Origin of the sequence: Curtobacterium sp. Arg-1 (genome assembly GCF_025643395.1) — a bacterium.
Taxonomy (GTDB): domain Bacteria; phylum Actinomycetota; class Actinomycetes; order Actinomycetales; family Microbacteriaceae; genus Curtobacterium; species Curtobacterium poinsettiae.
In genome coordinates, this window is sequence record NZ_CP095731.1 from 2,697,987 (window position 1) to 2,719,137 (window position 21,151).

Genomic DNA, 21,151 nt, shown 5'->3' on the forward strand with positions numbered 1-21,151 from the left:
GGGGTTTCCTATCGGTTCCGCTGCTGGTGCTGATCGGCCCCGGTCTGCAGCGGGCCGTTGTCCGCGTAGGCCAGGTCGGGGTTCGAGCGGTACAGCCGAGCCGGACGGTGCCGGCCCCCGCTCGTGGTCTCGTCGGTCGGCAGGACCGCGTCGGTCTTCTCGACCTGCCGACGGAAGTTCGCGGGGTCGAGTGCTCGGCCGAGCACCGCCTCGTACACGCCGCGGAGTTCGGCGAGGGTGAACCGGTCACCGAGGAACGCCTGCGCGATCCGCGAGTACGACATCTTGTTGCGCAGCCGCCACAGGGCGTACTCGACGATGCGGTCGTGGTCGAAGGCGAGCGGCGGGTGCTCGTCGGCCAGGAACCACCGGACGTTCCAGTCGTCGGGCACGACGTTCGCCTCGTCCGGGTGCACGAGCGCCCAGTACACGATCGACACGACCCGGCTCGGGGAGCGTCCGACGTCGCCGAACGCGTAGAGCTGCTCGAGGTAGCGCGGCTGGACGTTCGTCGTCTCGCGCAGTCGGGCGGCCGCCGAGTCCTCGAGCCCCTCGTCGTCGCCGACCCAGCCGCCGGGGAGCGCCCAGGATCCCTCGAACGGTTCGGCGACGCGACGCACGAGTGGCATCCACAGCGCCGGCGCACCGGTGTCGGGGTGCGGGCGCAGCGCCACGATCACGGTGGAGACCGCGACGCGGATGCCTGGTTCGTCCATGAGGGAGATAGTGTCAATCTGACTCGAAGTGTTCGGGTTGGGATGACACTATCACTGCCGACGGTGCGCGCTCGTCACGAGCCGGAAACAGATCGTCACGGGGCCGAAAACTCCCGGGAGCACGCCGCGGTTAGCGTGGAGGGCATGACGACGGTGACGAGGGTGCATGCCGTGGTGTCGGGGACCGTCCAGGGGGTCGGGTTCCGGTACTGGACCGCTCGGAAGGCCGACGGGCTCGACCTGGTCGGCTACGCGAGGAACCTCTGGGACGGCACGGTCGAGGTCGAGGCCGAGGGCCCCTCGGTCGCGGTCGACTCGCTGATGGCGTGCCTGCGCACCGGGCCGCCGTCGGCGACCGTGACCGACGTCTCCCTGCGGTCGGTCGTGCCGCACGGGGACGCCGACGGGTTCGCGATCCTGCACTGAGCGGACACGCCCGACGTCGCACGGGCACGTCGGGGGCGGCGCCGATCGTCCACCCGCGGATGTTGCCAGCGAAGCGGAATAATCGCATCCACTCAGGGAGTTGGCCTGTCTGCGCGCCCTGCGCCACACCCGTTCCACCCGTCGTGACCCACCAGGAGCACCCGCATGACCCAGGCCGTCGATTCCGCCCCCCGCACGGGAAGCGTCTCGCAGCCGTCCGCTGCCGAGACCCGACTCGTGATCGGGCTGCTGCTCGTCTCCGCGTTCGTCGTCATCCTCAACGAGACGATCATGGGCGTGGCGCTGCCCCGGCTCATGGACGACCTCGACATCAGCGCCGCGACCGGTCAGTGGCTGACCACCGGCTTCCTGCTCACCATGGCGGTCGTCATCCCGATCACCGGGTTCCTGCTGCAGCGGTTCAACACCCGCCCGGTGTTCGTCTGGGCCATGGGCCTGTTCTCGGTCGGCACGCTGATCGCCCTGCTCGCCCCCGGGTTCACGGTGCTGCTCATCGGCCGCATCGTGCAGGCCAGCGGCACCGCGATCATGATGCCGCTGCTCATGACGACGGTCCTGACCCTCGTCGACCCCGCGCACCGTGGCCGCATCATGGGCAACATCTCCATCGTCATCTCGGTCGCACCGGCGATCGGCCCGACGATCTCCGGCCTGATCCTCAACGCCTTCTCGTGGCGCTGGCTGTTCGGCTTCGTGCTGCCCATCGCGATCGCGGCGCTCATCCTCGGCATGGTCAAGGTGCAGAACGTCTCGACGCCGCGCAAGGCGCCGATCGACGTCGTCTCGGTGGTGCTCTCCGCCTTCGCGTTCGGCGGCATCGTCTACGGCCTGTCCAGCATCGGTGAAGCCGGCGCGACCGGTCCGCTCGTCCCGGTGACCGCCCTGGTCGTCGGCGCCGTCGCCCTCGCGGTGTTCATCGTCCGGCAGACACGCCTGCAGCGCACCGACAGCGCCCTGCTCGACCTGCGCACGTTCCGCACCCGCGGCTTCACGGTGCCGATCGTCGCGATGGGTCTGAGCTTCATGGCCATGTTCGGCACGCTCATCCTGCTGCCCATCTACCTGGAGCGCGTCCTCGGGCTCGAGGTCCTGCAGGTCGGCCTGCTGCTGCTCCCCGGTGGTCTGCTGATGGGCCTGCTCTCCCCCATCGTCGGTCGCATCTACGACCGCCGTGGCCCGCGCGTGCTGCTCATCCCCGGATCGATCATCGTCAGCGCTGTGCTCTGGGCGCTCTCCACCGTCGGCGTCGACACGAGCGTGTGGTTCGTCCTCGGTGCGCACGTCGTGCTGAGCATCGGGCTGGCCCTGACCTTCACGCCGCTGTTCACCGCGGCGCTCGGCGGGCTGCCCCCGAAGTTGTACTCGCACGGCAGCGCGGTGCTCGGCACGGCGCAGCAGCTCGCCGGTGCAGCGGGCACCGCCCTGTTCGTCACGCTGCTGACGATCGGTGCGGCCACCGCCGTCGAGGGCTCCGGTGCCCGTGGGGTCCAGGTGGCCACCGCGTCGGGCGTCGGCACCGCCTTCATGGTCGGTGCGATCATCTCGCTGTTCGGCATCCTGGCGTCGGTGTTCGTCCGCCGACCCGAGGTGCCCGAGGGCGCACCGACGCCCCCGCCCGCGCACTGACCGACGGACCCCGCCGGGCGCCGACCCCGTGACGGGGACCGGCGCCCGGCTCACACCCGGCTCGCGCCGGGCGCCGGACTGCGTGGCAGGGTGGGCGCCATGCGGTCGACGACGAGCGAGCTCAACTGGTCCGGCACGGTCACGTACACGGCCGAACGGGTCGTCCGTCCGTCGTCGATCGACGAGGCCGCCCAGGTCGTGGCGGACGCCGAACGGGCGCACGGACTCGGCACCCGGCACTCCTTCAACGACGTCGCCGACTCCCCGGGCGTCCTGCTCGACCTGACCGGGATCCCCACCGACCTGGTCGTCGACGCCGAGCACCGCACGGTGACGCTCGGTGCCGGCACCCGGTACGGCGACGTCGCGTCCGACATCGACCGCGCCGGGTTCGCCCTGCACAACACCGGATCACTGCCCCACATCTCCGTCGGGGGCGCGGTCGCGACCGGTACCCACGGCTCCGGCACGGCGCTGGGTTCACTCGCCACCGCCGTGCAGGCGTTCGAAGTGCTCGGTCCGGACGGCTCCGCCCGGACGATCGACCGGACGGACCCCGGGTTCGACGGTGCGGTGCTGCACCTCGGCCTGCTCGGCATCGTGACCCGGGTGACCCTCGACGTCGAGCCCACCTACCGGATGCGTCAGGACGTCTACGGCTCGATCCCCTGGGACACCTTCACCGCGAACGTCGCCGAGGTGCACGCCGCCGCGTACTCGGTGTGCGCGTACACGGTGTTCGGCGACGCGATCACCGAGGTCCTGGTGAAGTCGCGCGTGCCCGACGGCGGCGGGGACGTGCCGGTTCCGGACGCGCTGGCCGGGGCACCCCGCCTGCCCGGCACCCCCGGCGACGACCACCGGACCGCGCGCGACGGCTCCGTCGGCCCGTGGTGGGACCGGCTGCCGCACTTCCCGATCGGGTCGGTCCCGAGCCACGGGTCCGAAGTGCAGAGCGAGCACTTCGTCCCGCTCCGGCACGCGGCTGGAGCCCTCGACGCGCTCCGAGGACTGGCGGACCGGATCCAGCCGCACCTGCACGTCTGCGAACTCCGGACGATGGCCGCGGACGACCTCTGGCTCAGCCCGACCCAGGGCGAGGACGTCCTCTGCATCGCGTTCACCTGGCAGAAGCACCCGGCCGAGGTCGCCGCGCTCCTGCCCGACCTGGAGGCCCGGCTCGCGCCCTTCGACGGCCGCCCGCACTGGGGCAAGATGAGCTCGCTCGACCACGCGGCGATCGCCGCGCTGTACCCGCGGCTGGCGGACTTCCGCGACCTGGTCGCCCGAGCCGACCCGGAGCGGACGTTCGCATCCGCGTTCGGCGAGCGGGTGCTCGGGACCTGACCCGGGCCTCTAGGCCGCGCAGTGCAGGCAGCGCCGCGCAGCGCCGCGCAGTGCCGCGCAGTGCCGGGCAGTGCTGCCGTCGCCCCGCCGGAGGTCAGATCGACGTGAACGCGAGCGGCGTGATCGTCCGCGTCTCACCGTCCCAGTGCCGGACACCGCCCACGTCCAGCGTCTCCGGCAGCGGCACGGCACGCAGTGCCGCGACCGCCCGTGGCAGGTCCTCGTCGCGCACCCGGCGCGCCAGCGTGACGTGCGGCGACCAATGCCCGGGCACCGACGTCTCGACGCCGCCGGGGGCGACCGCGTGCACCTCGTCGTGGAAGGTGGTGAGCGCCGTGTCGAGGACCACCGCGCGCACGAGCACCGAACGGCCGGCGCCCGCGGGGAAGAGCAGCAGCCCGCCCAGCCGGATCGACGTCGGGACCGAGGTGCGGAACCCGGCGGGCACGGGCAGCGTCTCCCCGGCGGCCAGGGTGACGTGCGGCGCGTTCGACGGGGAGGGGTGTCGCCCCAGGCTCGGCAGGTCGGCGTCGATCAGGGCCTGCCAGGCCGACCGCACGCCGGCGTCCGACTCCGGGCCGAGGACGAGTTCGATGCTGCGCACGGTCCGAGTCAACCAAGTCGTGTCGGGACGCGTCCTGCGACGCACGCGGCACGGGTCGAGTGCTGCGTAACACGACGGAACGGAACTCGCTCCGGCGGTGGGGCGCAGGTCACACTCGTCTCCACGCCGCGGACCACCGCGGCTCCCCCGCACGCACGGCCCACGAGGAGCACCAGCATGTCCGCAGCCCCAGCACTGCCCGAGAAGCCGAAGGGCAGGCGTCCGATCGGCTGGATCGTCGCCGCCGCGATCGTCGTCGTGGCCATCGTCGTCGCCGTGGTCGTCGGAGCCCTGCGCTCCGGCAGCGACGGTGCCGGTGCCGCCGGCGACGCCGCGCCGAAGACCGTCACGATCGGTGTCTCGGACAAGTCGCTCGGCTACTGGAGCACGTACACGAAGCTGGCGAAGGAGAAGCTCAACGTCACGGTCAAGCTGACGAACTTCTCGGACTACTCGCTGCCGAACCCCGCGCTCAAGGACGGCCAGCTGGACATCAACCAGTTCCAGCACATCCAGTACCTGGCGGACTACAACGTCACGTCCGACGACGACCTGCAGCCCATCGGCTCCACCGCCGTGTACCCGCTGCCGCTCTACGCGACGAAGTACGACAAGCCGTCCGAGCTGCCCGCGAACGCGAAGGTCGCGATCCCGAACGACTCGATCAACCAGGCCCGTGCGCTCCTGATCCTGCAGGCGGCGGACCTGATCACGCTCAAGGACGGTGGCTCGGCGTTCTCCACCGCGGACGACATCGAGACGAAGAAGGTCGACGTCCAGCCCCTCGACGCCTCGCAGACCGCGAACGCGCTGCAGCAGGGCTCCGTCGCCGCCGCCGTCGTGAACAACAACTTCGCCACCGCGGCCGGCCTGCCGGTCTCGGACGCGATCTACCAGGACGACCCCTCGAGCGCGACCGCTGCCCCGTACGTGAACGTGTTCGCCGTCCGCGACGAGGACAAGGGCAACAAGACCTACCTCGAGCTGGCGGAGCTGTTCCAGGACGACGCCGTGCAGAAGGCCTTCGCGAAGGACCTGCCCGAGGCCGTCGCCCGCGACGAGAGCGCCTCGAAGCTGCAGGACGAGCTCGCCCAGGTCGAGCAGGACGCGAAGGCGGCCAAGCAGTAGTGCCGGTCCTCGTCGAACTCCGCGGCGTCTCGAAGCACTACCGCCGCGCCGACACCGGCGAGACCGTGGTGGCCGTCGAGGACGTCTCCCTGGACGTGCACCAGGGAGAGGTCCTCGGCGTCATCGGGTACTCCGGTGCCGGCAAGTCCACCCTGGTCCGCCTGGTCAACGCACTCGAGCTGCCGAGTTCCGGCACGGTCACCGTCGCGGGCCGCGAGCTGACGGCGATCCCCGAGCGGGACCGCCGTCTGGCACGTCGGAACATCGGGATGATCTTCCAGCAGTTCAACCTGTTCCGGTCCCGCACGATCGCCGGCAACGTCGCGTACCCGCTCAAGGTCGCCGGTGTGCCGAAGGTCGAGCGGGACCGCCGTGTCGCCGAGCTGCTCGACTTCGTCGGCCTGCTCGAGCGTGCCCACGCCTACCCGGAACAGCTGTCCGGCGGCCAGAAGCAGCGCGTCGGCATCGCCCGCGCCCTGGCGGCGTCGCCCGACCTGCTGCTCGCCGACGAGGCCACCAGCGCCCTGGACCCGGACACCACGTCCGAGGTGCTCGCGCTGCTGCGCCGGGTGAACCGGGAGCTCGGCGTCACGATCATCGTCATCACGCACGAGATGGACGCCGTCCGGCAGATCGCCGACCGGGTCGCCGTGATGGAGCAGGGCCGGGTCGTCGAGGTCGGGGATGTCTACGACGTGTTCTCCGCACCGAAGACCGGTGCCGCGCAGCGCTTCGTCCGCACCGCGCTGCACGACCGGCCCTCACCCGAGACGCTCCGGCGTCTCCGGGACCGGCACCCGGGTCGGCTCGTCACGGTGCAGATCACCGACGAGGCCGGGCTGCAGAACCGCATCGACGCCGCGTTCCGTGCCGCCGGGGTCACCGCAGAGCTGGTCTACGGCGGGGTCGGCGAGATCCGGGAGCGTCGGATCGGCTCGCTCACCTACGAGCTGAGCGCAGCGGGCGGTGCCTCCGGCGGGCCGGGCGGGCCGGGCGGGCCCAGCGGGCCCGGAGTGCCCAGCGGGCCCGGAGCGTCCGGCGGGCCCGGGGTGACCGGCGGTTCCGACGCCATCGACCGGGCAATCGCCGCGCTCCGCGCCGACGGCGTCACCACCGACGAGGAGGCCGCCGCGTGAACAACAACTCGTTCCAGAGCGTGATCGACACGTTCGACGTCTTCCTGGCAGCGATCCGCGACACCATCGTGATGTCGCTGATCTCGCTGGTCATCGCCGGGGTCATCGGCCTCGCGCTCGGCCTGCTGCTCTACGCGACCCGGCCGGGCAACGTGCTCGGCAACCGCACCGCGTACACGGTGCTCAACGTGTTCGTGAACCTGATCCGCCCGATCCCGTTCGTGATCTTCCTCGCCGCGATCGCCCCGTTGTCGCGGGTCGTCGTGCAGACCACGATCGGCGTCCCCGCGGTGACCTTCGCGATCTCGCTGGCCGCGGCCTTCGCGGTGTCCCGGATCGTCGAGCAGAACCTGCTGTCGGTCGACCCGGGCGTCGTCGAGGCGGCTCGGGCCTCGGGCGCGCACCCCGTCTCGATCCTGCTGACCGTGCTCATCCCCGAGGGTCTCGGCCCCCTGATCCTCGGCTACACGTTCATCTACATCGGCATCGTCGACATGACGGCGCAGGGTGCGTTGATCGGTGGCGGCGGCCTCGGCGAGTACGCGATCACCTACGGCTCGCAGCGCTACGACTGGTGGGTGGTCTACGTCTCGGTGGCGGCGATCGTCGTCATCGTGCAGCTCGGCCAGTTCATCGGCAACCGCTTGGCGCGGGCGACCCTGCGCCGCTGACCCGCGGTCGCGGGCTCTGCGGGCGACCGCCTGGAGGCCCGGTGCCGGTCCACGCGACCGGCACCGGGCCTCCAGTGCGTTGCGGGCTGAACGGGCGCGCCCAGCGTCGTCCGCCGAGCGGTCACGACTCCCCGCTCACGTCCGCCGGCTGGTCGCGCCCCCGGAACGCGGCGTCGACACGCCCGACCGCCCACCACCGAGCGGTCACGACTCCCCGCTCACGTCCGCCGAGGTCGCACGAACCGTCGCCCGCCGGGCCGCCAGCCGACACTTCGTGACCAGCCGGCGGCACACCCGCGGCAGGTCGCACCCTCGGAACGCGACACCGACACGCCCGACCGCCCACCGCCGAGCGGTCATGACTCCCCGCGCGCGACCGCCGAGGTCGCACGAACCGTCGCCCGCCCGGCCGCCAACCGACACTTCGTGACCAGCCGGCGGCACACCCGCGGCACGTCGCGCACCCGGCCGCCAGCCGACACTTCGTGACCAGCCGGCGATGCGCGCGCTGCAGGTCGCGCCCCCGGAACGCGACGCCAACACGCCCGACCGCCCACCACCGAGCGGTCGCGACTCCCCGCTCGCGTCCGCCGAGGTCGCACGAACCGTCGCCCGCCGGGCCGCCAACCGACAGTTCGTGACCAGCCGGCCATGCGCGCGCGGCATGTCGCGCGACCGCGGTAGCCAGCGGCCAGCGCCTGAGGGCACCCGGTCAGGCGGCGGGAGCCTCGACGGTGGTGACGGCGCCGGTCTCGCCCGGGTGCTCGTAGTGCGCTCGCACCAGGATCGGACGGTGGTCGGAGATGCCCGCCGGCAGGGTCTCGACGCCGGCGATGTGCAGCCCGACGCTCGTCGCGAAGTCGAAGTGGCCCGTGAACTTTCGGTAGCGCAGGTACGTCGGCTGGTCGGACAGCGACAATGCAAACCCGCCCTGCTCGATCTTGCGACGCAGGTTCGTCTGGAACCACGGGTAGTTGAAGTCGCCGACCATGACCGCGGGGACGTCCTTCGCGAGCTCGCGCAGGAACTGGTGCGCCGCCTCGATCTGCTTGCGGCGCAGGGAGTTCGTCGCGGTCAACGGTGAGGCGTGGAACGACGCGACGACGACCTCGGCGTCGGCCTCGGTGTCGCGCAGGTGCATCGCGATGAGCCGTTCGTGCGCGGGTGCGAGGACCCGGTCGTGCAGCGACTTCTGCAGCGAGTGGATGCTGAAGTCTTGCACCTCGAAGCGGTCGTCGCGCTTGTAGATCGCGAGCCCGAGTCGGTTGGTGCGGGTCGACGCGGCGAGCGACAGGCCGCCGATCGACGGAGCGAGGTCGTTGCTGTCGCACTCCTGCACGCACAGGACGTCGGCGTCGGATGCCTCGGCCAGTGCGGCGAGCTCGCCGTTGGCGGTGTGCTCGCGGAGGTTGTAGCTGACGACACGGAGCTGCGTGGGCTGCACGGTCTGGTCCGATGCGATCGTGCTCTGCTGCTCTGGCGCGGCCATGCTGCCTTCCTGTCCGGGTGTTCCGGTCACCCTGCCGCGGTCACCGTACTCGGGTACCGCGGACGGTTGCTGAGACTGTAACGCCTGCCGGGTTTCGTCCGTGTGACCGTGACGGAAACGGACAGCGGCGGGATCAGACGCGGACACGGCGGACCGGACGGACGGTGTCGCCCGCTGAGCGACTCATCAGGATGCCCTCGACGCAGGCGACCACGAGCAGGGCGGCGATGACCCAGAAGGCCACCGTGTACGGTCCGTCGCCCCCGAGCCCCGAGGCCGCGCGGATGACCACCGCGGCGACGGCGACCCCGAAGCCCGCGGCGGTCTGCTGCAGGGTCGACGACAGCGTGTTCGCCGGGGTCATGTCTGCTTGCTCGACGTCGGCGAAGGCGATGGTGTTGTAGGCCGTGAAGCCGACGGAGCGAGCAGCACCGCTGACGACGAGCAGCACGGCGAGCAGCCAGAACGGGGTGTCCTCGGTCATGAACGCCATCGCGACCACGGTCAGCGCGGCGATGGCCGACGACACGGTGATCACCGGGCGGTAGCCCCACCAGCGCAGGAACGGGGTCGTCATCGGCTTGATGCCGAGGTTGCCGACGAACACCCAGAGCACCGCTGACCCGGCGAGCACGGCGCTCCAGCCCCAGGCGTCCTGGAACAGCAGCGGGAGCACGAACGGCACCGCGGACACCGCCAGACGGAACAGGCTGCCGCCGGCGTGCGACACCCGGAACGTCTCGAGCCGGAACGCGTCGAGCCCCATGATCGGGTGCGGCGCCCGACGGAAGTGCCGGATCGCGAACCAGCAGCAGACGGCTCCGACGACACCGGACACGACGACGGCCAGGACCGGGATGACGTCGAGTGCGAGCAGGGACGCCATCACGACGAGCGAGCCGAGCCCGACGCAGGCGAGCAGCGACCCGAACCAGTCGAACGGCACCCGCTGCGCCGCACGCTCCTGCGGGACGAGCACCAGGGCGGCGACGAACGCGATGACGCCGAGCGGGATGTTGATGAGGAAGATCCAGTGCCACGACAGCGTCTCGACGAGCACGCCGCCGATGAACGGCGCGATGATCGGGGCGGCGAGGGCCGGCCAGGTCAGGATGGCGATGGCGGTGACGAGTTGTTCGCGCCCGGCGCTCCGGAGCACGACGAGCCGGCCGACGGGCACCATGAGCGCTCCGCCGAGGCCCTGCAGGATGCGCCACAGCGTCAGCTCCACCAGCCCGGTCGACAGCGCGCACAGTGCGGACGCGATCGTGAACAGCGCGATGGCCCCGGCGAAGACGGTCCGCGAACCGATCCGGTCGGTGAGCCAGCCGGACACCGGGATGAACACCGCGAGGGTGACGAGGTAGGCGGTGATCGCGACACCGACCGCGGCGGAGTCGACTCCGAGGTCACGCCCCATCGCCGGCGCGGCGGTCGCCAGGATGGTGCCGTCCAGCAGCTCCATGAAGTAGGCCCCGGCCACCAGCACGGCGACCGCAGTGCTGCCCGTCCGTCGTCTGGGTGTCGTCGCCGTCGTCGTCATCGCCCATCGAGACTATGCCCGCGGACGTCCCTGTCGTCACGACGTCGCCCGTCCCCACGCGGAACCAGGCGTCTGGACGGCGCGTGGAACGAGCCACCCACCGCACTCGGCACCGGCCGTCCACCGGGCGCGAGGTGGGATGCACGACGCAGGTCGGACCTCCAGGCGCGGTTCGGGGCGATCCTCACGCTCGGGCCGACTACCCTGGCCGGGTGCCGACCCGACCACCCGAACGCCGAGGAACTCGCGCGTGAGCCGCACCGACAGTGCCGGCGTGCTCGCCGGACGGTGGTCCGCCGGCCGACGGCGTGCCCTCGACACCGTGACGTCGCTGCCGGCGTGGGCGGCGGTCCTGCTCGTCTGGACCGGCGGCCGGGTGCTGTCCACACTGTGGCTCGCGCTCGCGTACCCGCTCATCGGTCGTGCCCTGCCGGACAACGCGATCTGGGGCAACGAACACGGGTTCGGCGCGTTCCTGGTCGCCTGGGACGGGCAGTACTACGAGCAGATCTCGCTGCACGGCTACCCGGATGCCCTGCCCCTCGACGCTGCCGGCAACGTCGCCCAGAACGCCTGGGCCTTCCTGCCGGCGTTCCCCTTCACCATCCGAGCGATGACGGCCTCGACCGGGGTGCCCTTCGACCTCGGCGCACCGCTGGTCGCGATCGTCGCCGGCCTGGTCGCCACCTTCTTGCTGCACCGGCTGGTGCGGGACCGGGCGGGGCACGCAGCGGCGATGTGGGCGGTCTTCTTCTTCAGCTGCGGTCCGTTGTCGTTCCTGCTGCAGGTCGGGTACGCGGAGAGCATGTTCCTCGTGTTGTCGTTCGGGGCGCTGCTCGCGCTGGAACGTCGGCGGTACGCCCTCCTGACCGCACTCGGGGTCGCCGCGGCGTTCACCCGCCCGGGCGCCCTGGCGATCCCGCTCGTGCTCGGCGTCGTCGCGCTCGTCCGGTGGGTCCGTGCGCGGCGGGAGACCGGCCGCGTGTTCGAGGGCTTCCCGCTCCGCGAGCAGGTCGGGGTCGTCGCCGCCGGCCTGACCATGGTCGCCGCTGGACTCGCCTGGCCGGTGATCGCCTCGCACGTCACCGGGACGCCGAACGCGTACCTGGAGACGGAGATGTCCTGGTGGGTGAACTTCATCGGCCGGGTGGACTTCGTGCCGCTGACGCCGTGGTTCCTCATCGCGGGCCGCTGGCTCGGCGTGGGCGGGATCCTGATCGTCGTGTTCCTGCTCGTCTCGTACCCGATCTGGCTGCTCCGGAAGTCGACGCGCCGGCTCGGGCCCACGACGGTGCTGTACTCGGCCGGGTACGCGCTGTACGTGTTCGCGGTGTCGTTGCCGATGGCCTCGACCCCGCGGCTGCTCATGCCGCTCGCGCCGCTGTTCGGGTCGCCCGAGCTGGTCGCGAAGCCCTGGATGCGGTGGACGCTCGTGTCCGCGGCGTTGGCGGGGCAGCCGGTGCTGGTCGCGGTGCTCTGGTTGCTCGGCCCGCCGTGAGCAGCTGACGCGCAGACCGGGCTGGTCTTCGCGCGACGCCGTCGTCTCGTCGCGGCAGGACGCCGGCGTCTTGTCACGACGCCGGCGCCTCGTCTCGTCTCGTCACGACGCCGGCGTCTCGTCGCGGCAAGACGCCGTCGTCTCGTCACGACGCCGTCAGGTGCGCAGGACGCCCCCGAATCCGGCGGCGTCATGCGCGCGAGGCGGCGCCACAGCAACACGACGGCGTCAGCGCACCAAGCCGGCGCCACAGCACCGCCCCGGGCCGGCCCCACCACGCCGTCAGGGCCTCAGAGCTCGAGCGTCCCGTGGTCGCCCGTGTCCGGCTGGCTCTGCTTGCCGAGTGCCGCCTTGAACATCTGCACCAGGCTGCCGACCGGCCCGGTGTCCTGGGTCCAGTACTCGACCGAGACCCCCTCGACCGTCAGGAGCCGGATCGTCGGGTCCTGACGCCCCTCCGGGAACCACGCTTCGGCGAACGGCGACCACAACTCGTCGATGACGGAGTCGTCCTGGGTCACGGTCGCGGTCCCGGCGATGGACAGGTACCCGCCCTGCGACTCGATCGAGACGTTGACGTGCGGGTTCCGCGCGATGTCCTCGACCTTCTCGCTGCCGTCCTGCACCAGGAACCGCAGGGTCCCGTGGAACGTCTTGTCCTGCACCGCGAGGGGCCTGGCGTGCAGGTTCCCGTCCTCGCTCACCGTGGTGAGCAGTGCCGTGTGGGCGCCGTGGACGATGTCCGAGATGGCGGCGCGCTGCTCAGTCTGTGTGTCGGTCATGGTGCTCCTTTGCGTCATGCGCCCCGATCCGCCCGACGTGCGACCGTCGGTTCACGGGGCCGTACCGTTCCGACCAGTGTGCCCCTCCGGCGCTGGACGCGTCAGCCCCGCGCGTCGAGGTGGTCCGGTCGAGGTCGGCCTGGAGGCCCGGCGCACCTCCGCCTCGCCGCCCCCGCCCCGGCAGATCCAGGCCGTCGGGCCGCACATGCGTGTGCAGGATGCGACACCACACGCGTCGATCGACAGGTGGAACGTCGTTGCATGCACACGCACCGGATGCGTGTGCATCAAGCGATCGGACACGAGTCGTTCGACACGTGCATCGTCGGAACATGCACACGCACGGAACCGACTCCCGGCCGGCCGGGCTCAGACGGGTTCGCGGATGGTGGTCTCGACGTCGACGACCTGCGGGATCTTCGGCATCGAGGCGAAGCCGAACGCCACGGGCGGGTCGAGCGGCGCAAGGTCCCCCAGGGACTCCCCCGCCCAGGTGCCGCGCACACCGGTGACGTCGTGCGCCCCGGTCACGCCGTAGTACTCGCGGCGGCCGTTGCCCGCCGAGCCCGCGGTGCCCGACCCAGGCGCGAGCAGGCGCGCCACGGGGTCGATCGCAGCGAGCCAGCGCGGGTCGCGGGCGATCGGCTTCGGCACGATGCGCAGGATCCGGCCGAGCGGCGAGATCCCGCCGACGTCGATCGAGGCCTGCAGCGCACCGGCGCTCAGTTCGAGGCCGCGGGCGGTGCGGCGGGCGTGGACATCGACGACCGACACCGTGTCGAAGCGGTAGGTGCCGGAGACGTACGCGGCGACGATCTCGTCCGGGGCGAGCAGCACGCTGGTGCCGTCGGGGAGCTCGAGGAACACGTCAGTGAACGGCCCGAACGGCGAGCGGTCCCACATGCCGACGACGATGCGGACGCCCGAGGTCGTGCCGACGCCCATGATCCGCCCGCGGAACCGGCGCTCGACGACGGAGTCGGAGGCGTGACCAGGAACGGGACCGGAGGCGTGGTCGGGGTGTGACGACATGCCCTGGACCGTACCCGCGGCCCCCGTGAGCCGATCTCGGTGGCCGCCCCGGGCCTCCCGGCCGTTGCCCGCGCGCCGCGCTGCCCGCCGGAACCTGCCCGCAAGACACCGGTGCTCACGCTCCGAACACCCGCGAAGGGTGGTGCGGAGTGCGAACACCGGTGTTTTGCGGACCCGGACCGGGACCGGTCGCTAGGCGACGGGGACGGGCTGCGCCAGCAGCTCGCGCACGCGGGGCGCGACCTCGGAGCCGTAGAGCTCGATCGACCGCATCATGTCGGCGTGCGGCAGGCGACCCGTCGCGTACCGCATGTCGAAGCGCGAGGCGCCGAGGATCCGCATGTTGCGTGCGACCTTGCGGGCGACGGTCTCCGGCGAGCCGACGTAGAGCGACCCGCCGGCCGACAGGCTCGCCCGGTACCCGGCGACGTCGAGGGGCGGCCAGCCGCGCTCCCGGCCGAGCTGGTCGGTGACGGCCTTGTGGTACGGCCAGTACCGCTCGGCGGCCTCTTCGTCGGTGGCCGCCACGAAGCCCGGCGAGTGCATCGCGATGGGCTGCTGCGGCAGGTCGAGCTGCGCGAGGGCCTGGCGGTACAGGCGCGAGAAGGGGGCGAACTGTGCCGGCTGCCCGCCGATGATGGCGAGGAAGAGCGGCATCCCGTAGGACGCGGCACGGATGACCGACTGCGGGGACCCGCCGACACCGATCCAGGTCGGGATGGCGCCGTGCTCGAGCTTCGGGAAGACGTCCTGGTCGACCAGGCCCGCGCGCTTGGTGCCGGACCAGGTGACGGCGTCGCCGCCGCGCAGGGCCGCCCAGAGCTGGAGCTTCTCCTCGAACAGGACCTCGTAGTCGCTCAGCTCGTAGCCGAACAGGGGGAACGACTCGGTGAAGGAGCCGCGGCCCAGGATGACCTCGGCGCGGCCGTTCGACAGCGCGTCCACGGTGGCGAAGCGCTCGTAGACACGGACGGGGTCGTCGGAGGACAGCACCGTGACCGCCGAGCCGATGCGGATGCGCTCGGTGCGGGCGGCGATGGCGGCGAGGACGACCTCGGGGGCGCTGACGACGAAGTCGGCGCGGTGGTGCTCCCCGACGCCGATGAAGTCGACGCCGACCTGGTCGGCGAGGACGGCCTGGTCGACGACGTCGCGGATGCTCTGCGCGTCGGACTGCAGGCTGCCGTCGGCGCGTTCGGTGACGTCGCCGAAGGTGTCGAGGCCGAGCTGCAGGGGCCCGACCCGATCGGGTGCGGGCGGCGGGACGTCCGACGGACGGTCGGTGCCGAATGCGTTGCTCATGGTGTCCTCCTGATCGCATTTCCATGCGTTTGCATCAATGTAGCACGATGCGCCCCAGCGCGCACGGGGTGGGCGACCGGTCCGGCACAGGCCCGGCCGGGGTCGGCCAGCCCGGACGAGTACGGTCACCCGCATGCCGAACCTCCCCGACCAGACCGGACGCCGCATCGTCGTCACCGGATCCAACAGCGGCACCGGACGAGAGGCCGCCCTGCGCCTCGCCGGAGCCGGCGCCAGCGTCGTGCTCGCCGTCCGCAGCACCGAGAAGGGCGAGTCCGCCGCCTCCGGCATCCGCGCCGCCCACCCCGGCGCCGACGTGGAGGTCCGCGAACTCGACCTCGCCGACCTGGCCAGCGTCCGCCGCTTCGCGAGCGGCATCGTGGACGAGGAACGTCCGATCGACGTCCTGGTCAACAACGCCGGCGTGATGGCCCCGCCGGAGCGCTTCGAGACCGTCGACGGTTTCGAGCTGCAGTTCGGCACGAACTTCCTCGGCCCGTTCGCCCTGACGAACCTGCTGCTGCCGTCGCTGCTCCGCGCCGGGGCAGCCCGGACCGGTGCACCCCTGGCCGAGGCACCCCGTGTCGTGACGATGTCGAGCCTCGCCGCGATCCCCGGCCGGATCCGCTTCGCCGACCTGCAGTGGGAGCGCGGCTACAACGGCTGGCGTGCCTACGCGCAGTCGAAGCTCGCCGACCTGCTCCTCGCGCTGCACCTGCACCGCCTGACGGTCGAGGCCGACGTGCCCCTGGTCAGCACCGCCGCCCACCCCGGCTACACCCGGACGAACCTGCAGGCCGCCGGGCGCTCGCTCGGTCGGTCGAAGCCGGTGCGGTCGAGCAACCGCGCGCTGCCCTTCACCCAGGCCGTCGAGCAGGGCACCGAACCGCTGCTCTACGCGGCGGTCGGCCCGAACGCCGTGGGTGGCGCGTACTACGGGCCCTCCGGTCCGTTCGGCATGACCGGTCCGACCACCACCGTGTCGATCCCGGGCTCTGCGCGGAGCGCCGACCTCGCCCGCTCGCTCTGGGCGGTCGCCGAGGACCTCACGGGGACGCGCCCGCCGCTCTAGCCGAGACGCCGTCGTCTCCCCAGGACGCCTCCAGCTCCACGAGACGCCGCCGAATCCGGAGGCGTCTCGTGGACCTGGCGGCGCCTGACAGGCACACCGGCGTCTCGCGCGCTCGAGAACGCAGGGACAGGCGGACGGGAGGCCCGTGGTCGCGCCACCACGGGCCTCCCGTCCGGTGGTGGGGAGCGCACGCTGCACGCCAGCGTCATCCCGAGACGCCCCGGAACGCACGAGACGCCGCCGTTTTCGGCGGCGTCTCGCGAGACGCCGGCGTCTCGCGACGGGCGCGGGGCGCAGCCGGGAGGCCCGGGTCGGATCCGGCACGTCGAGCGCGTCAGGCGCGGTGCAGCTCCACCGACCCGTCCAGCCGACCGGGTTCGGTCAGCCGGGCGTGCTGCAGGACGGTGCGGCCCGGCGCGATCGCCGCCGCGACGATCGACAGGGTCGTCATGTGCCCCTCGGCCTCGTGCACGTCGCGGAGGATCGCGTCGGGGTGGTCGCTCGGCAGCGCTGCGGACTCCGCAAGCACGCCGAACCAACCACCCCACCCGTCCCCGGCGTCGGCACCGGCGTCCACGGTGCGGAGTTCGTCGAAGGGGCCGAGCACCGGCGGGCCGGTCGGCGCATCGACCGAGCGGAAGGCCTCGAGCCACCGACCGATGCGCGGTGCCGCGGGGTCGTCCGCCGCACCGTGGGTGACCATGTGGACGCCGGGACCGAGCTCGGTGGTGCGGACCCGATCGCCGTCCCAGGTCAGCACCGAGGCGCCCTCGGCCGTGGCGCGCACCAGGTTGAAGGCCCGGGTGGTCGGCAGCGTGCCGTCGTGTCCGGGCAGCAGGTCGTCGGCGACGGCGTCCACCGGCACCACCCCGCGGGTCGTCCAGGTCCCGTCGGCGCTCGCGACGGGTTCGGCGCGGTTGAGCACCACGGCCAGTCCGGCACGGTCGGACGCAGCGAGCCAGGCTCCACCGGCGGAACGGTCACGGACACCGCGGACCTCGGGGTCGCGGTCCGGCCACCACGCGGCGGGCGGGTCCCACGGGCGTTCGGGCGACTCGTCCCGCAGGGCCAGGACGGTGACGGGCCACGCGGACCCGGGGTCGACGCGGACGACGACGGTGCACATGCCGTCGATCCTCGCACGTGGCCCCGGTAGCGTGAGCCAGGTGAACGCAGCAGCAGAGCGCGCCCTGACCGTCATCGTGGGGATCACCGGGGGCATCGCCGCCTACAAGGCCGTGGGGGTCGTCCGCGACCTGGTCAAGCGTGGCCACGACGTGCACGTCGTCCCGACCGAGGGCGCGCTGCGCTTCGTCGGTCTGCCCACGCTCGAGGCCCTCAGCCGCAACCCCGTCACCACGAGCGTGTGGGACGACGTCGCCGAGGTGCGCCACGTCGCGCTCGGTCGCCGGGCGGACCTGGTCGTCATCGCCCCCGCCACCGCGGACTCGCTGGCCCGGATGGCGCACGGCCTGGCGAGCGACCTGCTCGGTACGACGCTGCTCGCGACCGAGGCACCCGTCGTCGTCGCCCCCGCGATGCACCCGCAGATGTGGGAGCACCCCGCGACCCGGGCGAACGTCGCCACGCTGCGTGACCGCGGCGTCCACCTGGTCGGACCGGTCGTCGGCGCGCTCACCGGCGACGACGCGGGCATCGGACGGATGGCAGAGCCCGAGGACATCGTCGTCGCGGCACTCGCGGTGCTCGACGAGCACCCCGCCCCGGCCGGCCGCCGCGGTGGGGGGACCAGCACGGGCGCGGGGACCGGGGCCCGCGGTGAACAGGGGGACCTGGCCGGCGTCCGCGTCGTCGTCAGCGCCGGCGGCACCCGCGAACCCTTCGACCCGGTGCGGTTCGTCGGCAACCGCTCCAGCGGCCGCCAGGGCATCGCGATCGCCGCCGAAGCCGTCCGTCGTGGCGCGTCCGTGACCCTCGTCGCCGCGAACGTGGACGGCTCGCTGACCGCCGGACTGGACGCGACGGTGGTGCCCGTCGGGTCCGCGCTCGAACTCGCCGACGCCGTGCACGCGGCCGCCGCCGAGGCCGACGTCGTCGTGATGACCGCAGCGGTCGCCGACTACCGACCGGCCGAGGTGCACTCCGAGAAGCTCAAGAAGGACGCGCAGGGCGAGCGCATGACGCTCGAGCTGGTGCGGAACCCGGACGTGCTCGCCGACCTCGTCGCAGCACGGCGGACCGGGCAGGTCATCGTCGGGTTCGCCGCCGAGACCGAACCCGACCGCGATGCCCGGGTCGAACTCGGGCGCGCCAAGATCGGCCGGAAGCCCGCGGACCTGCTCGTCGTGAACCACGTCGGCTGGTCGGCCGGCTTCGAACGCGAGGAGAACGCGATCGAGGTCCTGGTCCCCGGTGGCCAGGTCGTCCGCGAGACCTCCGGCACGAAGGCCGAGGTGGCGACGGCGGTCCTCGACCTCGTCGCGACCGCACTGACGTGAACGCGCACTGCCGTGCGTGCGCACTGAACTGAGCCGCGCCTCCGGCTGCTTCCGAGGACGAGCGGGCACGATGGGCACATGCGACGACGTGAGCGGATCCGACGTGCCAACCGCACTGCCACCATCCTGGCAGTGGCCCTCGGCGGGGCGGGTGCCATGCACTTCCTGCGCCCCACCCACTTCGACCGGATCGTGCCGGAGGCCCTGCCGCCGCGGCTGACCACGCTGGCCTCCGGCGTGGCCGAGCTCGGGATCGCCGCGGGGCTCGCGTTCCCCGCGACCCGCCGCGCTTCGGGCTGGGCTGCGGCGGCACTGTTCGCGGCGGTGTTCCCGGCGAACCTGAAGATGGCGAACGACCTGCTCGAGCACCCCACCTCGAGCCGGGCGATGCGGCTGGTCGGGGTCCTGCGGCTCCCCCTGCAGCTGCCGCTGGTCCTCTGGAGCATCCGGGTCGGTCGGCACGCGCCGAAGCCGTGACCCAGCCGTCGTGGACCCGCGCGGCGGTGCCGTTGCTGCACCGCCCGGTCACCCAGCACGCGTGGGAGGACATCGTCTTCGCGCACTGGCGGCACGACCCGGCGTCGCTGCGGCGGCTCGTGCCGCGCGGCACCCACCCGGACGTCGTCGACGGCAGCGCCTGGGTGGGACTGTCGGCGTACGTGTTCCGTGAGACCCGGGTCCCACCGTTCCCGTCCGCCGGGCGGCTCGGCACCATGACCGAGGTCACGATCGAGGTCCTGACGGTCGACGACCAGGGACGGCGCGGGGTGACCTACCGCACGGTCGACACCGCGAACGTGCCCGCCATCGTGGCGGCGCACGCGCTGCTCGGCGTGCCGTACACGTTCGCGCACGCACGCTCCCGGCGCCGGGGTGACGCGATCGCGCACCGCTCCGTCCGGCACCCGACCCGCGCACTGCACCCGGTGCGGTGGGCGCGGTCGCTCCGGCAGGAACGCCCGACGGGTGCGGCCAAGCCGAAGCACGCAGCGTCGGTGCGGGTGACCGCGGGCGAGGTCGTCGACACCCCGCTGGCCGCGGAGCTCACGACCCGGGCCGGCATCCACGCGCGGTACCTGGCGCAGACGCTGTTCTGGCAGCGGCAGCACCCGGTGCTCACCACCCGTGCGGCCACGCTCGACCGGCTCGAGGGCGACCTGCCCGACGCAGTCGGGATGCCCGGGCTGTTCGACCGGCCGCCGGACTCCCTGCTCGTGGTCGACGGCACGACGGTCCGGTACGGCTGGGGCGGGGTCGTCCGGTGACCGACGACCCGTTCGACCTCGACCGCTTCGTCCGCGCCCAGCAGGGGGTGCACGACGTCGCACTCGACGAACTCCGCCGCGGCCGCAAGTCGTCGAGGTGAAGCTCCGGTCGTCGATGACGCTCTTCGCCCGGATCGCCGCCGACCCGGGCCCGTTCGTCGCCGTGCTGGAGCGCTGGTACGACGCTGCCGAGGACCCGGCCACGATCCGCCTGCTCGTCGATCGAGGACCCGCCCGAACCGGCACCTGACACCCCGGTACTGACACGCGCTGAACCGATCGCAACGCCGTTGTCATATCAGGTACGGTGATGCGAGCACGTGCGATGTCGACCGTGCCCGTTCGCCCGGCGCCCCGACGCCGCCACCCCCGAAGGAGAACGCATGCCGGTCCCCCGCAGCGCCCCGACCGAGCACCAGCTGCTCCGTGACACCGTCCGCCACAAGATCCACGACGCGATCATGGACGGCACCCTGCTCCCCGGGGAACGACTGAACGACGACGAGCTCATCTCGTGGCTCGGCGTCTCCCGCACGCCCATCCGCGAGGCCCTGAGCCAGCTGTCCCGCGCCGGCCTGATCGAGATGGCCCCGAACCGGTACACCCGCGTCACCACGCCGGACCCCGCCGAGGTCATCGAGGCGATGCAGACCCTCGGCGTGCTGTTCGGCGGCGTGGTCCGGCTCGCGGTCCCGCGCCTCGGCACGGCGAGCCGGAAGAAGATCCTGGCCCAGCTCGACAAGACGATCACCGAGCTCGAGGCGCACGAGGTCGCCGCCGTCAACCACGACGCCCTCGACGTCTTCGCCCTGTACGTCGCCGAGTGCGGCAACGAGAACCTGCAGCGCGTCTGCCGCGACACGATGGACGGCCTGGCGTTCCGGTTGCGGCTGCCGAACCTCGACGAACTGGTCGACTGGGACCGGATGACCGAGGACTTCCGACACCTGCGCGCGGCCACCGAGTCGGGCGACAACGTCGCGGCCGAGCTCGCGACCGAGGCGATCCACCAGCTGCCGGGCGAGAAGCGCTGA

At 72.3% G+C, this 21,151-nt stretch carries 22 protein-coding genes; 14 read left to right on the forward strand and 8 right to left on the reverse strand.

Going from position 1 to position 21,151, the window contains the following annotated elements:
- Positions 1-8 precede the first annotated feature (8 nt).
- Entirely contained in the window at positions 9-716 is a 708-nt protein-coding gene (locus MXD64_RS12770; protein WP_017888532.1) for an NUDIX hydrolase, read from the reverse strand.
- Positions 717-860: 144 nt separating this feature from the next.
- On the opposite strand from MXD64_RS12770, the gene MXD64_RS12775 reads away from it, so the two are divergent.
- From MXD64_RS12775 to MXD64_RS12785, 3 genes are all read left to right on the forward strand, one after another.
- Complete coding sequence (locus tag MXD64_RS12775; protein WP_052481700.1) at positions 861-1,142, forward strand: acylphosphatase; 282 nt, start codon at positions 861-863, stop codon at positions 1,140-1,142.
- A 165-nt stretch (positions 1,143-1,307) separates the two neighbouring features.
- On the forward strand, positions 1,308-2,789 hold the full coding sequence (locus MXD64_RS12780) for an MDR family MFS transporter (RefSeq protein ID WP_140449020.1): 1,482 nt from the start codon (positions 1,308-1,310) through the stop codon (positions 2,787-2,789).
- Positions 2,790-2,888: 99 nt separating this feature from the next.
- Positions 2,889-4,136 carry a D-arabinono-1,4-lactone oxidase gene (locus tag MXD64_RS12785; protein WP_263136543.1) on the forward strand — a complete coding sequence of 416 codons (1,248 nt, stop codon included), beginning with the start codon at positions 2,889-2,891 and terminating at the stop codon, positions 4,134-4,136.
- Between the two features lie 94 nt (positions 4,137-4,230).
- Here MXD64_RS12785 and MXD64_RS12790 read toward each other — a convergent pair whose 3' ends face one another.
- Complete coding sequence (locus tag MXD64_RS12790; RefSeq protein WP_056070552.1) at positions 4,231-4,740, reverse strand: 2'-5' RNA ligase family protein; 510 nt, start codon at positions 4,738-4,740, stop codon at positions 4,231-4,233.
- Between the two features lie 177 nt (positions 4,741-4,917).
- On the opposite strand from MXD64_RS12790, the gene MXD64_RS12795 reads away from it, so the two are divergent.
- From MXD64_RS12795 to MXD64_RS12805, 3 genes are read left to right on the forward strand one after another with little or no spacing between them, the layout of a single operon-like run.
- Positions 4,918-5,868: a MetQ/NlpA family ABC transporter substrate-binding protein gene (locus MXD64_RS12795; protein WP_214518802.1), complete on the forward strand. Its 951-nt coding sequence runs from the start codon at positions 4,918-4,920 to the stop codon at positions 5,866-5,868.
- Positions 5,868-7,004, forward strand: coding sequence for a methionine ABC transporter ATP-binding protein (locus MXD64_RS12800; RefSeq protein ID WP_262161473.1), 1,137 nt, complete (start codon positions 5,868-5,870; stop codon positions 7,002-7,004). The genes MXD64_RS12795 and MXD64_RS12800 overlap by 1 nt, the downstream gene beginning before the upstream one ends.
- A complete protein-coding gene (locus MXD64_RS12805; RefSeq protein ID WP_017888525.1) occupies positions 7,001-7,675 on the forward strand; it encodes a methionine ABC transporter permease in 675 nt (224 codons plus the stop codon). The genes MXD64_RS12800 and MXD64_RS12805 overlap by 4 nt, the downstream gene beginning before the upstream one ends.
- A gap of 712 nt (positions 7,676-8,387) precedes the next feature.
- On the opposite strand, the gene MXD64_RS12810 is transcribed toward MXD64_RS12805, so the two are convergent.
- Both MXD64_RS12810 and MXD64_RS12815 read right to left on the reverse strand, forming a co-directional pair.
- The gene (locus tag MXD64_RS12810) at positions 8,388-9,164 is read right to left on the reverse strand and encodes an endonuclease/exonuclease/phosphatase family protein (RefSeq protein ID WP_017888523.1); all 777 of its coding nucleotides are present in this window, start codon (positions 9,162-9,164) and stop codon (positions 8,388-8,390) included.
- 133 nt (positions 9,165-9,297) lie between these two features.
- Positions 9,298-10,707, reverse strand: a complete 1,410-nt coding sequence (locus MXD64_RS12815) for an MFS transporter (RefSeq protein WP_263136544.1) — start codon at positions 10,705-10,707, stop codon at positions 9,298-9,300.
- Positions 10,708-10,957: 250 nt separating this feature from the next.
- Between MXD64_RS12815 and MXD64_RS12820 the strand changes: the two genes are divergently transcribed.
- Positions 10,958-12,205, forward strand: coding sequence for a hypothetical protein (locus MXD64_RS12820; protein WP_263136545.1), 1,248 nt, complete (start codon positions 10,958-10,960; stop codon positions 12,203-12,205).
- A 290-nt stretch (positions 12,206-12,495) separates the two neighbouring features.
- On the opposite strand, the gene MXD64_RS12825 is transcribed toward MXD64_RS12820, so the two are convergent.
- From MXD64_RS12825 to MXD64_RS12835, 3 genes are all read right to left on the reverse strand, one after another.
- Complete coding sequence (locus tag MXD64_RS12825; protein WP_214562025.1) at positions 12,496-12,987, reverse strand: pyridoxamine 5'-phosphate oxidase family protein; 492 nt, start codon at positions 12,985-12,987, stop codon at positions 12,496-12,498.
- Positions 12,988-13,356: 369 nt separating this feature from the next.
- On the reverse strand, positions 13,357-14,019 hold the full coding sequence (locus MXD64_RS12830; protein WP_214532294.1) for a hypothetical protein: 663 nt from the start codon (positions 14,017-14,019) through the stop codon (positions 13,357-13,359).
- 192 nt (positions 14,020-14,211) lie between these two features.
- Positions 14,212-15,321, reverse strand: a complete 1,110-nt coding sequence (locus MXD64_RS12835; protein WP_017888518.1) for an LLM class flavin-dependent oxidoreductase — start codon at positions 15,319-15,321, stop codon at positions 14,212-14,214.
- Positions 15,322-15,454: 133 nt separating this feature from the next.
- Here MXD64_RS12835 and MXD64_RS12840 point away from each other — a divergent pair, with 133 nt between their 5' ends.
- The gene (locus tag MXD64_RS12840) at positions 15,455-16,393 is read left to right on the forward strand and encodes an SDR family oxidoreductase (protein ID WP_159556818.1); all 939 of its coding nucleotides are present in this window, start codon (positions 15,455-15,457) and stop codon (positions 16,391-16,393) included.
- Positions 16,394-16,727: 334 nt separating this feature from the next.
- On the opposite strand, the gene MXD64_RS12845 is transcribed toward MXD64_RS12840, so the two are convergent.
- Positions 16,728-17,519, reverse strand: a complete 792-nt coding sequence (locus tag MXD64_RS12845) for an NRDE family protein (RefSeq protein ID WP_194589803.1) — start codon at positions 17,517-17,519, stop codon at positions 16,728-16,730.
- Between the two features lie 64 nt (positions 17,520-17,583).
- Here MXD64_RS12845 and MXD64_RS12850 point away from each other — a divergent pair, with 64 nt between their 5' ends.
- The 6 genes from MXD64_RS12850 to MXD64_RS12875 all read left to right on the forward strand — a co-directional run bounded on the left by MXD64_RS12850 (position 17,584) and on the right by MXD64_RS12875 (position 21,151).
- A complete protein-coding gene (locus MXD64_RS12850) occupies positions 17,584-18,852 on the forward strand; it encodes a bifunctional phosphopantothenoylcysteine decarboxylase/phosphopantothenate synthase (RefSeq protein ID WP_031260447.1) in 1,269 nt (422 codons plus the stop codon).
- A gap of 78 nt (positions 18,853-18,930) precedes the next feature.
- Positions 18,931-19,329 carry a DoxX family protein gene (locus MXD64_RS12855; protein WP_017888514.1) on the forward strand — a complete coding sequence of 133 codons (399 nt, stop codon included), beginning with the start codon at positions 18,931-18,933 and terminating at the stop codon, positions 19,327-19,329.
- Complete coding sequence (locus MXD64_RS12860) at positions 19,326-20,117, forward strand: YqjF family protein (protein WP_263136547.1); 792 nt, start codon at positions 19,326-19,328, stop codon at positions 20,115-20,117. The genes MXD64_RS12855 and MXD64_RS12860 overlap by 4 nt, the downstream gene beginning before the upstream one ends.
- A complete protein-coding gene (locus MXD64_RS12865; RefSeq protein ID WP_017888512.1) occupies positions 20,114-20,218 on the forward strand; it encodes a DUF1810 family protein in 105 nt (34 codons plus the stop codon). Before MXD64_RS12860 ends, MXD64_RS12865 begins: the two co-directional genes overlap by 4 nt.
- Positions 20,215-20,367 (forward strand): DUF1810 family protein, encoded by a 153-nt coding sequence (locus tag MXD64_RS12870; RefSeq protein WP_017888511.1) that lies wholly within the window; start codon positions 20,215-20,217, stop codon positions 20,365-20,367. Before MXD64_RS12865 ends, MXD64_RS12870 begins: the two co-directional genes overlap by 4 nt.
- 133 nt (positions 20,368-20,500) lie before the next feature.
- A complete protein-coding gene (locus MXD64_RS12875) occupies positions 20,501-21,151 on the forward strand; it encodes a GntR family transcriptional regulator (RefSeq protein WP_214518794.1) in 651 nt (216 codons plus the stop codon).